This is a genomic window from Sphingobacteriales bacterium (genome assembly GCA_016711285.1).
Lineage (GTDB): Bacteria > Bacteroidota > Bacteroidia > Chitinophagales > UBA2359 > JADJTG01.
Map to the genome: position 1 here is coordinate 1 of JADJTG010000010.1, position 13,690 is coordinate 13,690.

Annotated in this window: 13 protein-coding genes and 1 pseudogene; 8 read left to right on the forward strand and 6 right to left on the reverse strand. The window is 43.1% G+C overall.

The window, feature by feature from the left end; genetic code table 11:
• Window positions 1-230 precede the first annotated feature (230 nt).
• Together IPL35_05835 and IPL35_05840 are read right to left on the reverse strand one after the other, a co-directional pair.
• Window positions 231-431: a hypothetical protein gene (locus IPL35_05835; GenBank protein MBK8442945.1), complete on the reverse strand. Its 201-nt coding sequence runs from the start codon at window positions 429-431 to the stop codon at window positions 231-233.
• A gap of 37 nt (window positions 432-468) precedes the next feature.
• Window positions 469-606, reverse strand: a complete 138-nt coding sequence (locus IPL35_05840; protein ID MBK8442946.1) for a hypothetical protein — start codon at window positions 604-606, stop codon at window positions 469-471.
• Window positions 607-1,018: 412 nt separating this feature from the next.
• On the opposite strand from IPL35_05840, the pseudogene lon reads away from it, so the two are divergent.
• The 8 genes and pseudogenes from lon (at window position 1,019) to IPL35_05880 (ending at window position 10,235) form a co-directional block, all read left to right on the forward strand.
• Window positions 1,019-3,378 (forward strand): annotated as a pseudogene (gene lon / locus IPL35_05845) (endopeptidase La).
• A gap of 12 nt (window positions 3,379-3,390) precedes the next feature.
• On the forward strand, window positions 3,391-3,891 hold the full coding sequence (locus tag IPL35_05850) for an LptE family protein (protein MBK8442947.1): 501 nt from the start codon (window positions 3,391-3,393) through the stop codon (window positions 3,889-3,891).
• Window positions 3,892-4,011: 120 nt separating this feature from the next.
• Window positions 4,012-5,103 (forward strand): choice-of-anchor B family protein, encoded by a 1,092-nt coding sequence (locus IPL35_05855; GenBank protein MBK8442948.1) that lies wholly within the window; start codon window positions 4,012-4,014, stop codon window positions 5,101-5,103.
• The gene (locus IPL35_05860) at window positions 5,019-5,867 is read left to right on the forward strand and encodes a carboxypeptidase regulatory-like domain-containing protein (GenBank protein ID MBK8442949.1); all 849 of its coding nucleotides are present in this window, start codon (window positions 5,019-5,021) and stop codon (window positions 5,865-5,867) included. Before IPL35_05855 ends, IPL35_05860 begins: the two co-directional genes overlap by 85 nt.
• A complete protein-coding gene (locus IPL35_05865; protein MBK8442950.1) occupies window positions 5,864-6,409 on the forward strand; it encodes a T9SS type A sorting domain-containing protein in 546 nt (181 codons plus the stop codon). Before IPL35_05860 ends, IPL35_05865 begins: the two co-directional genes overlap by 4 nt.
• A 470-nt stretch (window positions 6,410-6,879) precedes the next feature.
• A complete protein-coding gene (locus IPL35_05870; GenBank protein ID MBK8442951.1) occupies window positions 6,880-7,092 on the forward strand; it encodes a transposase in 213 nt (70 codons plus the stop codon).
• Between the two features lie 133 nt (window positions 7,093-7,225).
• The gene (locus IPL35_05875) at window positions 7,226-9,133 is read left to right on the forward strand and encodes a T9SS type A sorting domain-containing protein (protein MBK8442952.1); all 1,908 of its coding nucleotides are present in this window, start codon (window positions 7,226-7,228) and stop codon (window positions 9,131-9,133) included.
• 64 nt (window positions 9,134-9,197) lie between these two features.
• Entirely contained in the window at window positions 9,198-10,235 is a 1,038-nt protein-coding gene (locus tag IPL35_05880) for a HAMP domain-containing histidine kinase (GenBank protein MBK8442953.1), read from the forward strand.
• Between the two features lie 99 nt (window positions 10,236-10,334).
• Here the strand turns inward: IPL35_05880 and IPL35_05885 are convergent, their stop codons facing one another.
• The 4 genes from IPL35_05885 to IPL35_05900 form a co-directional block, all read right to left on the reverse strand.
• Window positions 10,335-11,453 (reverse strand): serine hydrolase, encoded by a 1,119-nt coding sequence (locus tag IPL35_05885; GenBank protein ID MBK8442954.1) that lies wholly within the window; start codon window positions 11,451-11,453, stop codon window positions 10,335-10,337.
• A 461-nt stretch (window positions 11,454-11,914) separates the two neighbouring features.
• Window positions 11,915-12,178, reverse strand: a complete 264-nt coding sequence (locus tag IPL35_05890; protein MBK8442955.1) for a hypothetical protein — start codon at window positions 12,176-12,178, stop codon at window positions 11,915-11,917.
• A 17-nt stretch (window positions 12,179-12,195) separates the two neighbouring features.
• A complete protein-coding gene (locus IPL35_05895) occupies window positions 12,196-12,909 on the reverse strand; it encodes a hypothetical protein (GenBank protein ID MBK8442956.1) in 714 nt (237 codons plus the stop codon).
• Window positions 12,899-13,663, reverse strand: a complete 765-nt coding sequence (locus IPL35_05900) for a hypothetical protein (protein MBK8442957.1) — start codon at window positions 13,661-13,663, stop codon at window positions 12,899-12,901. The genes IPL35_05895 and IPL35_05900 overlap by 11 nt, the downstream gene beginning before the upstream one ends.
• Window positions 13,664-13,690 lie beyond the last annotated feature (27 nt).

Sequence of the window (13,690 nt, forward strand, 5' to 3'; positions counted from 1 at the left end):
GGTATATTGTCTGAAATGCCGACAAAAACCGTTTTTGTTCCACCGCCATTGTCTCGCGCACGAGGGGTCGTCAGAAGATTCGCGGGCAACCTGATTAAAATCTTTGCCTTTGAGCACAATATCTCATCTATTGAGCCGCAAGGCTTTGTTGTAGGCTTTCAGCGTATCTTCGGGCAAAAGCATCTTCGGCGCACATCACCAATAGGCTACTCTTGCGCTCTTCTGCTTTGCTATGTTCGTAGGCTTCTTGATGAGTTCTTCGCCCACATCCCGGTCTGTGAGGTAGCTATGTGCCAATTGGCGGCATATTGCTCCAACTCATTTTTGAACGAAGCCAAAGTATCCAAACCGATACTTTCGGCGGCTTTCACTTTTAATTTAAAAATTGATGAATAAATCAAATACTCGCGCACCGATTGTTCTTTGTACAAATTGGCATCGTTGCGGTTGTTTTTTCACCCTATACAATTAAACCGACAAAGGCACTTCTTGTTTTCCATAGGTAAATAAAATGGAGTTGTTTTGTGCTGTTGCCAAATTATTGCAAAAAAACACCACACATACCGCTATCCAAGAAAAAAGCAGTAGTTTATTGCGAAAAATCATAAGTAAAAATATAATATGTTTGTTGAACAAAAAAGATAAAAAACAAATATTTCTTTATAGAAAGTGGCTTCAAAAGTAAAAATATTTATGCACTTATCTAAATGATAATGGTTAAAAAAAATATTAATGCCCGAACAGCATCGCAATGCAGCAAACTTTTCAGTGATGATAGTAACTGTCTATATATACTCCTGAAAACAATATATTATCAGCATTTCAGTAGTATTACTGCCTAAAACGCCCCTTCTTATTTGTTGCAAAAATATGAATATTAACTTCTTTGCCTTTTATTATACAGGCTGCTGGTGACAAAAAAATCTGATAAGTATATAAACAAATCATAGCTTTTCAGATATGTTTCTATGATTAAAAATACAAAATACTTTGAAATTACTTCGACGAAGAATCGGAAATGTTCCCTTTAGTATCTATTAACGAAGAGGTTTCCCAAATGAACGAATTTATGGAAATACCCGAAACGGTAGTTTTGTTGCCTTTGCGCAATACGGTGCTATTTCGAATATAGTAGTGCCTAAGAGGTGTAGGGCGCGATAAATCGCTTAAAACCGTAAAAGCCCACGATACCAACCAGCTTATCGGCGTAATTACGCAGCGGTCGGCACAGGTTGATGACCCCACTTCAAAAGATTTATACACCACCGGTACTTTGGCAAGGGTAGTAAAAATATTGAAATTGCCCGATGATACGCATACGGTTATTTTACAGGGCAGGCAGCGTTTTGTTATAAAAAAAATAACTACTTTATCGCCTTATATCAAAGCACAAATACAAGCACTGCCCGAAGAAAAGGAAGAGCAAACGCCGAATTTAGAAGCTCTGATGTCGAGCCTGAAAGACGTGCCGTGCGTGCCATTGGAGTTGTCGCCGCAAATTCCCAACGACATCACTTTTCTGGTGCGCAATATTGATAAAAATGCACACCTCACGCATTTTATATGCTCTAACTTAAATGTTCCTATTGAGGAAAAACAAAAACTCCTAGAAATCAACGATTTGCAGCAACGTGGTGAAAAACTATTAGCATTGCTGCATCACGAAATACAATTGCTGGAACTCAAAATAAAATTCAGTCGCGCGTAAATGTAGATAGACAAGCAGCAACGCGATTATTTTCTCCCACTAACAAATGAAACCCATTCAGGAGGAACTCGGCGAAGGGGCTTCTTTTGTGGGCGAACTGCAAAATCTGCGCGAACGCGCCAACAAAAATTGATGCCCACCGCCGCCCGCGAAGCATTTGACAAAGAAATGCGCAAAATACAGCGTATGAACCCCAATATGGCGGATTATACGGTGAGCCTGAATTATTTGGAACTGCTGCTCGACTTGCCCTGGGACGAAGTGAGTCAAGATAATTTGGATTTGAAACGCGCTTCAAAAATTTTGGAAGATGACCACTATGGTTTGGATAAATCAAAGAGCGCATTTGGAATATTTGGCGATTTATCAAACTCAAAGGCGACCTCAAATCGCCGATTTTATGCTTTGTAGGACCTCCCGGAGTAGGAAAAACTTCGCTCGGACGCTCCATTGCGCGGGCACTCGGACGCAAGTATGTGCGTATGTCGCTCGGCGGCTTGCACGACGAATCGGAGGTGCGCGGACACCGCAAAACCTATATCGGTGCTATGCCCGGGCGCATTTTGCAATCGCTCTTACGCGTGGGTACTTCCAATCCGGTTTTTATATTGGACGAAATAGACAAAGTAGGTAATGATTTTCGCGGAGACCCTTCTTCGGCATTGCTCGAAGTACTCGACCCCGAAACAAAACAGCACTTTTTACGATAATTATCTGGAGTTAGAATACGACCTCTCGCGTGTGATGTTTATCGCCACTCCAATAATTTATCCACCATACAGCCCGCCCTGCTCGACCGTATGGAAATTATTCAGTTGAGCGGTTATTCTACGGAAGAAAAATAGAAATTGCAAAAAACACCTCATTCCCGAACAGAAAAACACGGCTTACAGCCGAAGCAGTTCAAGATTTCGGACAAAGCACTGGCGGTAATGATTGACGAATACACCCACGAGTCGGGAGTGCGCGATTTGGAGCGCAAAATCGCCGCCCTGATGCGTCACATTGCCAAATTGGTGGCAATGTACGAAGAAATACCCTCCAAAATAGATGTGGAAATGGTGCATCAGGTGTTGGACATCAGCACGCGCATGGAGCCGGAACGCTACACCGGAAACAATGCAGCAGGAGTGGCTATCGGCTTGGCGTGGACGGCGAGCGGCGGCGACATTTTATTTGTAGAAACCAACCGCAGCAGAGGCAAAGGCAATTTAATACTTACGGGTAATCTGGGCGATGTGATGAAAGAGTCGGCGACAACGGCGTTGAGTTTTATCAAAGCCAACAGTAAAACACTCGGCATCAACGAAGACATATTTTCCGAAAACGACCTGCATATCCACATTCCCGAAGGAGCTATTCCGAAAGACGGACCCTCGGCGGGAGTCACTTTGCTCACGGCTTTGGTGTCTTTGTTGTCGGGGCAGCCCGTAAAACCCCTATCTGGCGATGAGCGGCGAAATATATTGCGCGGCAAAGTATTGCCGGTGGGTGGTATCAAAGAAAAAATATTGGCGGCACAGCGAGCCGGTATCAAAGAAGTGATTTTGTGCGAGGAAAACCGCAAAAATGTGGAAAAAATCAATCCTAATTTTATCAAAAACCTGCAATTTCATTATGTAAAAACGATGCAGGAAGTATTGGAAATTGCTTTGCCGAGCAAAAAATAAAACAATTATGCAATGATGAGTAAGAGGGTTTTGCTATATACTTGCCTGCCAATACTGCTGCTGCTGTGGCAATCCTGCGGCATTTATTCTTTCAGTGGTGCTTCGGTGCCGCCGGAGGTGCAGACGGTGTCGGTGTTGTATTTTAAAAATGAAGCCTCTTTGGTCAATGCGCGCCTCAGTCCTTTGCTCACCGAAAAAATGCAAAACAAATTCGTCAACGAAACGCGCCTGAACCTCAAAGACAGAGGCGGCGATTTGGAGTTTTCGGGGGCGGTGGTGAATTATACGGTAGTGCCGGTGGCTCTCAACAGCAACGAGCGTGCCTCTTTGAGCCGCCTCACCATAGAGGTGCGCTGCACTTATCTCAACCGCCTCAGTCAGGAAACGTGGACAAACTCCTTACACGCTACGAAGATTTTGAAAGCACCCTTACCCTGCGCGAAGTGGAAGACCAACTCATTGAAAACATCACCAAACAAATTACCGATGATATTTTTAATAAAGCCTTGGTAAATTGGTAGTAAAGCGGCAAAATGTGTGTAATTTTGAATATCCTATGACAAAATTTGCAAATAAATAAGCTATCTTGCGTATTTATTTATACGACATATAAAATATATACACACTTTAATCATGAGAAAACTGCACCTTTTTTGGAGCATTTGGCTGTGCTGTTGGGCAACAACGGCGGCACAAAATCAAATGCAACTCCTTTCCAATTATACTTACAGCGAAATGTTGAGCAGTTGCTGGGGCTATGCCGCCAACGATAAAGAATATGCCTTGGTGGGTTTAAAAAGTGGTTTGTCGGTGGTTGATGTTACCACACCCGAACAGCCCGAACAAGTGCAGTTTATTCCGGCTCAAGCCAACAGTATATGGCGCGAAATGAAAACTTTTTCGCACTACGCCTATATTGTACACGATGGTTTTTCGGGCAGTTCTGACGGTTTGCTCATCGCCGACCTGCAATATTTGCCCGATAGTATTCATTATCAATCCTACTATGGCATCAATGATACTATTGCTACCGTACACGCCCTGTGGGTAGATGAAGACGGCTATCTGTATTTATACGGCTACAACAACAAAAACAAAAATGTACCTGTGGGAAAACGCGGTGCTTTGATACTTGACCTCAACGCCAACCCGATGCAGCCGCCGATTGTGGGGGCTTATTCCAACTATTACACACACGATGGATATGTGCGCAACAACCGCCTGTATAGCGGCGAAATCTACAACGGTCATTTTTCGGTGGTAGATGTGAGCGACAAAAGCGCACCGCAAATTTTAACCACACAAGAAACACCGGGCGCATTTACACACAATACCTGGCTTTCGGACGACAGCCACACCCTCTACACTACTGACGAAAAAGGCGATGCTTATATTGCAGCTTATAATATAGAAGATTTGAACGATGTGCAACTTTTGGATATTTATCAGTCCAACGCCGGCAGCAATGCTGCACCACACAACGTAAAAGTGTTCAACGATTTTATTGTTGCCAGCTACTACAACGATGGCGTAGTGATTGTAGATGCCCACGAACCTGACAATTTGGTACAAACAGAATTTTATGATACCAATCCGCTCACAGGCTGCTGTTTTGAGGGCTGTTGGGACGCATATCCTTTTTGCCCAGCGGAAATATCATCGCCTCCGACCGCGCCACCGGCTTGTGGGTCGTGCAGCCCACTTACCAAAGAGCCGCCTATATAAAAGGAATGGTGAGCGACTCGGCAAGCGGCACACCGCTTCATAATGTACAGGTAAAAATACTGAATACCGCCTACACCGACTCCACCAATATAGCGGGTGCTTACAAAAGCGGCGTTGCCAATGCAGGTGTTTATACGGTAGAGTTCAGCAAATTCGGCTATTATCCCAAAACCGTCACCACCACACTCAATACCGCCGAATACACCAATTTAGATGTGCAGTTGGTTCAGAAAGAAAAATTTACACTGACAATAGAAACGCAGGTAAGCGCAGTTTGCATTCCTTATACTGCTGCTTGTTATGTATTACTTATCAATCCCGAAGGTGAAGAAGAATTATATATTTCAGACCAAAATGGCATTATTCAAATTCCTGATTTTGTACCGGATCAATATGATATTTATATAGGATTGTGGGGGCAAGAAATATATTACTATGAAAATTATACAATAGAGGAAAACTCCATAACTTTATATACAGGAGGTCAGGATATAATCGCAGATGATTTTTTCTTTGATTATGGTTGGCAGGTAAGCGGCGACAGCATAAATGGTATGTGGGAACGCGGAATACCGCACGGGGCTACGCACAACAATATTGCTTGTGCGCCTTATAGCGATGTAAATGATGATTATGGTGGTTTTTGCTATATGACAGGCAATGCCGCCGCTGCTTTGGAACAACAAGATTTAGATGCAGGCACTACTATTCTGCGTTCTCCTGATTTCGGTTGGATTAATCCGCAAGGATTTGATAATCTTTGAGTTTTAATTTATGGGCATGCGGCAGCGGCTCGTCTGTAATTCGTTGCAGTGTGGGCAATGACGACACTACTTTTTTGCTGCAAGAATGGGCAGATACGGATATTACCAACAGCACCTGGCAATATTTTGAATTTAGCCGTCCTGATAACTCCAACGCTTTTCCCACTTACTATTTTGAAATCAGTGTTACCGAAACCGACACTTCGGCAACTGCTTATACCGAAGTTGCTTTTGATAATTTCAGAGTAGAAGCGGCAGGTGTGGGCTTTGGCAACGAGCCGCAAACAATACTCCCGCTTGTAATAGCTCCCAATCCTACCGCCGATATGCTGCAAGTGCATTTTTCCGGCGAAGCGATGCACGAAAATATCAGTTTGCGTATCAGCGATGCACAAGGCAGATGCGTATGGCAGCGCGATTTTGTACCCGCCGCTTCATTGGGTGAGGTGAGCTTGCAAAATTTGGCAACGGGAATTTACTATATTTCGGCGCAAAACACAAGCGGCAAACGCTGGGGGGCTAAGTTTTTAAAAACGCAATAATGATGTATTTTTTGGAACAATATATTTAATTTCAGATAACAATATTGATTGTTTAATAATATGGTTCTCAGTTATTTACCCTTAAAATACTTCATATTATACCAAAACGATTTATTTACTGCGTATTGATGAGGCATATATGCTAAGGCTCGTCTGCCTTTTATCTTATAATAAATGATAAAACAGAGGTATTGTATTAAAAAAGCGACCATCTTTCCTAAAACAGAAGTACGGAGTTGTATCGTACACCAAATCCGCAATTCATTAAAATATGTTCAAAATAAGGACCATAAAGAATTTATGCAGGATTTATAAGACTTGTTTATCAGGCAGCCAAGGAATTGGCAGAATTGGAATTGGCTAAACTGGAAGAAAAATAGGGTATCAAATGCCCCCTCGTCTTCCAATCATGGCAAAGAAAATGGGACAAATTGAGTACCTGTTTTAACTATCCCCAAGCTATCTGAAAGATTATCTATACCACCAATGCCATTGAGAGTTATCATCGCCAAATCCGAAAAGTTACCAAAAACAAGGGAGCTTTCCCCTCCGATATGGCTTTGATAAAACTCATCTTTTTAGCGGCAAAAAATATTCAGAATAAGTGGAATTGCTCAACCCAAAATTATGTTCCCAGACAGTATTCAAATTTATATTTAAATAACCCTATTTCTTACGGATAGCGCAGTTTATTTTACACGCCCAAACAAATAGATATTTTAATGGTATAACCTTTTAACTTATACAGTTTGTGAAATACTACCTTAACTTTGTTAAATATGTTTTTAAATTTATCACACCCTGAATTTTTTAGATATGAAATTATTTTTGCGCTTTCCATTTATACATTGCTCTTTGCTTATTTGCGGTATTTTGTTGTTGATGTCGCCGCAGCCCGCCATCGCACAAACGTATGATTGCCCCGAACTGCAAGCCAATACAGGCGATGCCTGCGATGATGGCTTATGCAGTACGCAAGACGACAGCATTTCGGCAGATTGTATTTGTGTGGGTACTGCTATTGTTCCTTCTTGCAACGATGATATATGCAGCACCTACGATGTATATAACTCCAATACTTGTACTTGCACGCACATTCCTATTCCGAATTTTGCTGTTCCTTCTTGCGAAGACATATTTTGTTATACGCTGGATTATTATGATTTTAATAATTGCCGCTGTGTACATACGCCCTTTGCGCTCAATTGTGATGATGGCGACTGTAATACCACCGATGTATTCTACCGCCCCACCTGCGAGTGTTTGCATCGCAGTGTATCCGATACTTTGGCTTGCGATGACGGCGATTGTAGCACCAAAGATGTGTACGATGCCGCCGCTTGCAGTTGTCATTATATAGACATTCCTATACCCGATTGTAGCAGTGACGATTGTAATGCTTATTTATCGTATGATTTTAGTACTTGTTCTTGTACTTATCCCCCTTCTCCTCCTCCAGCTTGTGATGATGGCGATTGCAGAACTTCTGATGGTTATGATGTATCTACCTGCAATTGTATTCACGAGTTTATTCCGCCACAAACATTAGAGGGCTGCGATGACGGTGATTGCAATACGGCAGAAATATATGATTTGACAACTTGCGAATGTGCACACGCAGATGTCGGTTTGCCCAATGTGTGCGATGATATAAACTGCAATACTGTTGATTATTACGATACCGATTCGTGTAAATGTGTATATATACCGCAACCCATTCCCAATTGTGATGATGGTATTTGCAGCAATGGGGTAGAATATTGGGATAAGTCTTCCTGTGTGTGTAAATTGCTATCGGGCAGTGTGCCGCCGCCTCGCAACTGTGCCGATTGGGACTGCACTACTTTAGATGTTTATGATGAAGCAATTTGCCAATGCCTGCATTTTGCCGTTGCTGCACCGGATTGCAACGACAACGACTGCACAACGGCAGATATATTAGATGCTGTTACTTGTACCTGTGAGCATTTTCCTGCCGACCAAACTAATGCCTGCGATGATGACAACTGCAATACTGCCGATATTTATGATACCGATTTATGCAATTGCGTGCATACCCTGATAACATATAATTGCGATGACAGCGATTGCGCTACTATAGATTTATATAACGAAGCGGCTTGTCTGTGCTACCACGAAGCCGTAAATTGTGACGATGGTGATTGTAATACCATTGACAGCTTTAATTCGGAAAGCTGCTCCTGCGACCATGCAGTAATTTTGCTGCCCTACTGTGATGACAATAATTGCAGCACCAACGATTCTTATAATTCGGACTACTGTTATTGCTACTACGAACCCATTTACTGCAATGACAGTTGTGTTTATACCTACGACTATTTTAATTTAGCCACTTGCCAGTGTGAGTACACCCTCATTGAAACAGTGTCCTGCGATGACCAGAATCCGCTGACTACTGATGATGTAATCAACACAAATTGTATTTGCGAAGGTATATTGACAGATGGTGTAGAAACAACAGGAAGCATTGAAAACAAAAAATTATACATTGCCCAAAATCCGGTACGTGCTCAATTGCATTTGATATGGAAATCTGCAACGCCCGAACGCTTACAATTAATAGATGTTCAGAGTAAACCGATATTGGACATCTCTATCCGTCAGGGCGATAATTTTATTGATATAGCGCATTTGCCGCAGGGCGTTTATTTTGCCAAAATCGGCAGGGGTTCAGTGGAAAAAATTATTATTTTACGACCATAATTTTCCTGTAAGCAAGTTTTTGAAGGTAGTGTTTTTTTAAAAAAAGAAATGCTACCTTTGAATAATGCTCAAAAATCTGAAACATATTTTTTCGCCTTTGTTGTGGTTTTATGCTTTAGTGGTGTATGTATTTGCCATGTCGGTGTGGTGGATTAATCTGCACTTGCGCAACAACCGCGATTTGTACCGCCTCAATGTAGAATTGTTGGAGATGGAGGGCGAAAAATACGGCAAAACACCGCAAACTATTCGCAGCACGCCGCAATACGCCCACATAGAGCAGCATTTTGCTTCGCAACGCACTATGATTTTGAGCGAAGGAGCTGTTTTTTTGCTCATTTTGTCGTTGGGAGTATATCGTATTCACGGAGCTTTTAAAAAGGAGTTGTCGCTCAATCATCAGCAGCGCAATTTTTTGCTTTCCATCACCCACGAACTCAAATCGCCGCTTGCCGCCCTGAAATTGGTGGTACAAACGCTGCTCAACCGACAATTAGACCCCGAAAAACAAAAAAAACTCCTCCACAATGCCCTCAACGACACCGACCGCCTGCACGAATTGGTAGAAAACCTCCTGCTCGCCGCCAAATTGGAAAGCCAAAGTGCCTCTTTCAGTTTGCAACCTTTGTGTATTTCTGATTTGTTGCAGGCTTTGTTTGATGAATTTAGTGAAAAATACGAAAATTTGCGGCATTTTGAGAGCCGCATAGAAACAGATGTATGGCTACACGCCGACCCTTTGGCATTGCAATCACTATGTATAAATTTGTTGGACAACGCCCTCAAATATTCGCGGCAGGGCGATACGATTTCGTGTGTGCTGTTTACCAAAGGTAACGAATTGCACTGGGAAGTGGCAGACAGCGGTATTGGTATTGCCGCCGCCGACAAAAAGAAAGTGTTTGAAAAATTTTATCGCGTGGGCAACGAAGACACCCGCAGCACCAAAGGCACAGGTTTGGGGCTTTTTATTGTACACGAGTTGGTGCACATGATGCGCGGCAGCATCAGCATCAAAGACAATAAACCGCGCGGCACGGTGTTCCTGCTTGTTTTTCCTGTCAGTGGCAATACTTCCGCTGCTTATAATATCATTGTATAAAGCGTTGGAAATCAAATATTAATAATAATACACAATCTATGCCCAATATCATATTTATCTCAATTTTTCTTTAAATAAAAAGATACTAAAAAACGAGCATCAGTAGGTATCAGGAGCATAAGTATTGACAATGAGGTCAAAGAAATCTTTTCGGAAGCGATAATTATCCCATTTACCGAAATGTACAAAGATGAGATTTTTGTGCGGCACAATTACCATCCACTGCCCCAATGCGCCGTGTGCCGAATAATCGCCTTTGCCGGAATAATCATCGAGCCACCAGCCAAAGCCGTAATCCAGCACCTCATTAAAGCGGTTGTTGATTTTACTCGGCACAAGCGACTGTTTCACATAAGCGGAATCCAATATTTGTTTGCCGTTGTAGTAGCCCAAATTTTTGTGTAAGATGCCTACCCGCGCCAAATCTTTTACGTTGGTATGCAGGCAGCAAAACCCTTTTTCGTTGCCGTTTTCTTCATCGAGCAGCCAGCGTGCATCTTGCGTAGCACCGAGCGGCTGCCATAGTTTTTCGTGGGCGTAGGTACTCAAATCAACACCTACGGCATTGCGCAAAGCTACCGACAATACGGCAGCATCGCAATTGCGGTAAAAACTTTCGGCTCCGGGTTCTGCACGCGGCTCTAACTCGCAGGCAAAATCGTGCAAATCTTTTCCGTAATAAATCGCCAGAGATTTGGAAAAAGGATTAAAATAATGATCGGTATATTTTAGCCCCGATTGCATACGCAGCAAATGCTCAAACGTGATGCAGTCGCGCCCGTTTTCCTGATAAGGTGCATAATAAGTGGCGATAGGTTCGGATATGCTTTTAATTTTTCCTTCTTTGAGGGCAATACCGGTGAGTATGCTCATAATAGATTTGGTGAGCGAAAAAGTATTGTAAAAGGAAGTATCAGAAATTCCTTCATTGTACCACTCGGCAACAATACTGTCGTTGTGCAATACCAAAATGGCGGAAGTGTGCATTTTCTGCAATAACTTATCCATTTCTTCCGAAATATAGGGGTCAAAACATTCGGAATAGGGCAATTCCTGTGGCTCGCTGCTGGCGGCTACGGTGCGGTAGGGAAGTATTTCGTAATCCTGAAAACCCGGAAAATTATATCTAAAAGCGCGCCCTACCGGTGTATGACACGAAGAAAACGATAAAACAAAGAGAATAAAAAAAGAGAATACCGTAAAAAAATTCCTTTTCATGGAACAGTAAAAGAACAATAATATTAATAGCTGACAATACTACCGATTTTACAAACAAAGAAGTTTATAAAAAGTGCGCAAAGGTACATTAAAAATGTGTGTTTTTATAAAAATAAGGGAGTGTTCCAGCCGAATTGGGGAGTGTTCCAGCCGAATTGGGGAGTGTTCCAGCCGAATTGGGGAGTGTTCCAGCCAGGTGGGAGTGTTCCAGCCAGGTGGGAGTGTTCCAGCCGGAGTGGGAGTGTTCCAGCCAGGTGGGGAGTGTTCCAGCCAGGTGGGGAGTGTTCCAGCCAGGTGGGGAGTGTTCCAGCCGGATTGGGGAGCGTTCCAGCCGGGTTGGGAGCGTTCCAGCCGAGTTGGGGAGTGTTCCAGCCGAGTTGGGGAGTGTTCCAGCCGAGTTGGGGAGGGTTCCAGCCGAGTTGGGGAGGGTTCCAGCGGAGGTGGGGAGGGTTCCAGCCGGATCAGGGAGCGTTCCAGCCGAGTTGGGGAGCGTTCCAGCCGAGTTGGGGAGCGTTCCAGCCGAGTTGGGGAGTGTTCCAGCCGAGTTGGGGAGTGTTCCAGCCGAGTTGGGGAGTGTTCCAGCCGAGTTGGGGAGTGTTCCAGCCGAGTTGGGGAGTGTTCCAGCCGAGTTGGGGAGTGTTCCAGCCGAGTTGGGGAGTGTTCCAGCCGAGTTGGGAGTGTTCCAGCCGAGTTGGGAGTGTTCCAGCCGAAAAATCGCTGTACAAATAGAGTGAAAAAATACTTATTTCAGGCAAATCCCCATCTTAAACCCAAATACCACATTGGGAAAAACCCGTCCTTCGTCAGAAACAAACGACCAAAAACCTCTCTCTAATATATTTGCATCAGCAGGAATATTGGTTGTTTTTTTTCTTATGGCTACACCGCCGCCCACCAATACGTCAATCGTAAAAATACTAAATCTGCTTTTTTGCCCCACTAATAAATTAAATCCATACGCCCATTTTTCATAACGCACATCTAATAATTGGTTATATACGCCGCCGTAGCGTTGTACCCATCTGGGGCTGTTCCAGATTTCGTGCCTTACAAATATTTCAGGTCCCCAATAATAAAACACATCTCTGTAGATGTCTTGATAAGCAGGTTCGTATTTGAGCAATGCCGTGCGAAAACGAATACCCCGCAGATTTCTATACAAACTGTCATTAACTTCCGAATAATCATTGCTCCAGTTAATGATATAAGGAAAGCCCACTTCGTGTTGCAGATACACCTGTGGAGTGAGGCGATATTCAACGCCTGCCTGTATATAGTTCGGAAATTCAAACAGACTCAACAACGAATATTTGACCACCAAAGCGGGAGGCAACCGCAAAGGTAATATGGTATCGTTTGTTGTTGTATCGGGGTTTTGTTGTTGGGCGTATGTCGTTGTTCCAAAAAAACTTCCTGCCACCCAGCACAGTAAGCAATAGAGTAGTTTATTTTTCATATTTTAAAACAGAAAGCAGACGGATATTGCTAAGGTCGGTATAATCGTACTGCCTGAACTCATCGCTGCCCACCACCAACAAAATGCCGTTGTCAGGAATTACATCATAAGCATTAAAACCCTCCAAGTGCGCTATTTGCTGCAACTCTTTCGGGTTGGTATAATCAAATACATACAATCCATTATCGCCACCACATACAAAAAGCACTTCTTCATCGTAGCCCAATCCGTAAGGCGAACTCAAAGCGAGATGCGAGATGAGTTTGGTTTCTTGAAGATTGCTAATATCTACGATATACAAACCGCTCTCTACATACATAGTACATTCATTGCTGCCGCGCAAAGTAATGAAAGCCAAAGTATCATTTACTACCACAGGGTCACAACTTTGAGCGTGTTCAAAGGTGCTGCTGTTTTGGGGCTGTGTGGGATTATTGATGTCAAAAATATGCATGCCTTGTGTAGAGCCTATAAACAAATGTTGTTTGTAGCCAAAAATGGTTTCTATGGTTTCGCCCGCTTGCGCCACGGTCACTTTGTGTTCAAAAATCGGGGCGGCGGCATTGCTGATATTATAAATATTCAAATCGCTGTAATTGACGGCATATAAATAATCGCCTACAATAGCAAAACGCGCAAAAGAACCGCCTTTTCCAGTAGTCATTTCCACGCTGCTGTCTTTGTTGCAGGCACTCAGGCACAGTATAGATATGCCTATCCAGCAGGCGATGATATAATATTGAAATGTTTTCATGATTTTTTAAGAAAATGTTGAAAAGAA

Excerpts from the sequence above, each read along its gene's own strand:
- IPL35_05840 (MBK8442946.1), bottom strand. The coding sequence starts at position 606 with ATGATTTTTCGCAATAAACTACTGCTTTTTTCTTGGATAGCGGTATGT.
- IPL35_05850 (MBK8442947.1), top strand. The coding sequence starts at position 3,391 with ATGATGAGTAAGAGGGTTTTGCTATATACTTGCCTGCCAATACTGCTG.
- IPL35_05855 (MBK8442948.1), top strand. The coding sequence starts at position 4,012 with ATGAGAAAACTGCACCTTTTTTGGAGCATTTGGCTGTGCTGTTGGGCA.
- IPL35_05875 (MBK8442952.1), top strand. The coding sequence starts at position 7,226 with ATGAAATTATTTTTGCGCTTTCCATTTATACATTGCTCTTTGCTTATT.
- IPL35_05880 (MBK8442953.1), top strand. The coding sequence starts at position 9,198 with ATGCTCAAAAATCTGAAACATATTTTTTCGCCTTTGTTGTGGTTTTAT.
- IPL35_05885 (MBK8442954.1), bottom strand. The coding sequence starts at position 11,453 with ATGAAAAGGAATTTTTTTACGGTATTCTCTTTTTTTATTCTCTTTGTT.
- IPL35_05895 (MBK8442956.1), bottom strand. The coding sequence starts at position 12,909 with ATGAAAAATAAACTACTCTATTGCTTACTGTGCTGGGTGGCAGGAAGT.
- IPL35_05900 (MBK8442957.1), bottom strand. The coding sequence starts at position 13,663 with ATGAAAACATTTCAATATTATATCATCGCCTGCTGGATAGGCATATCT.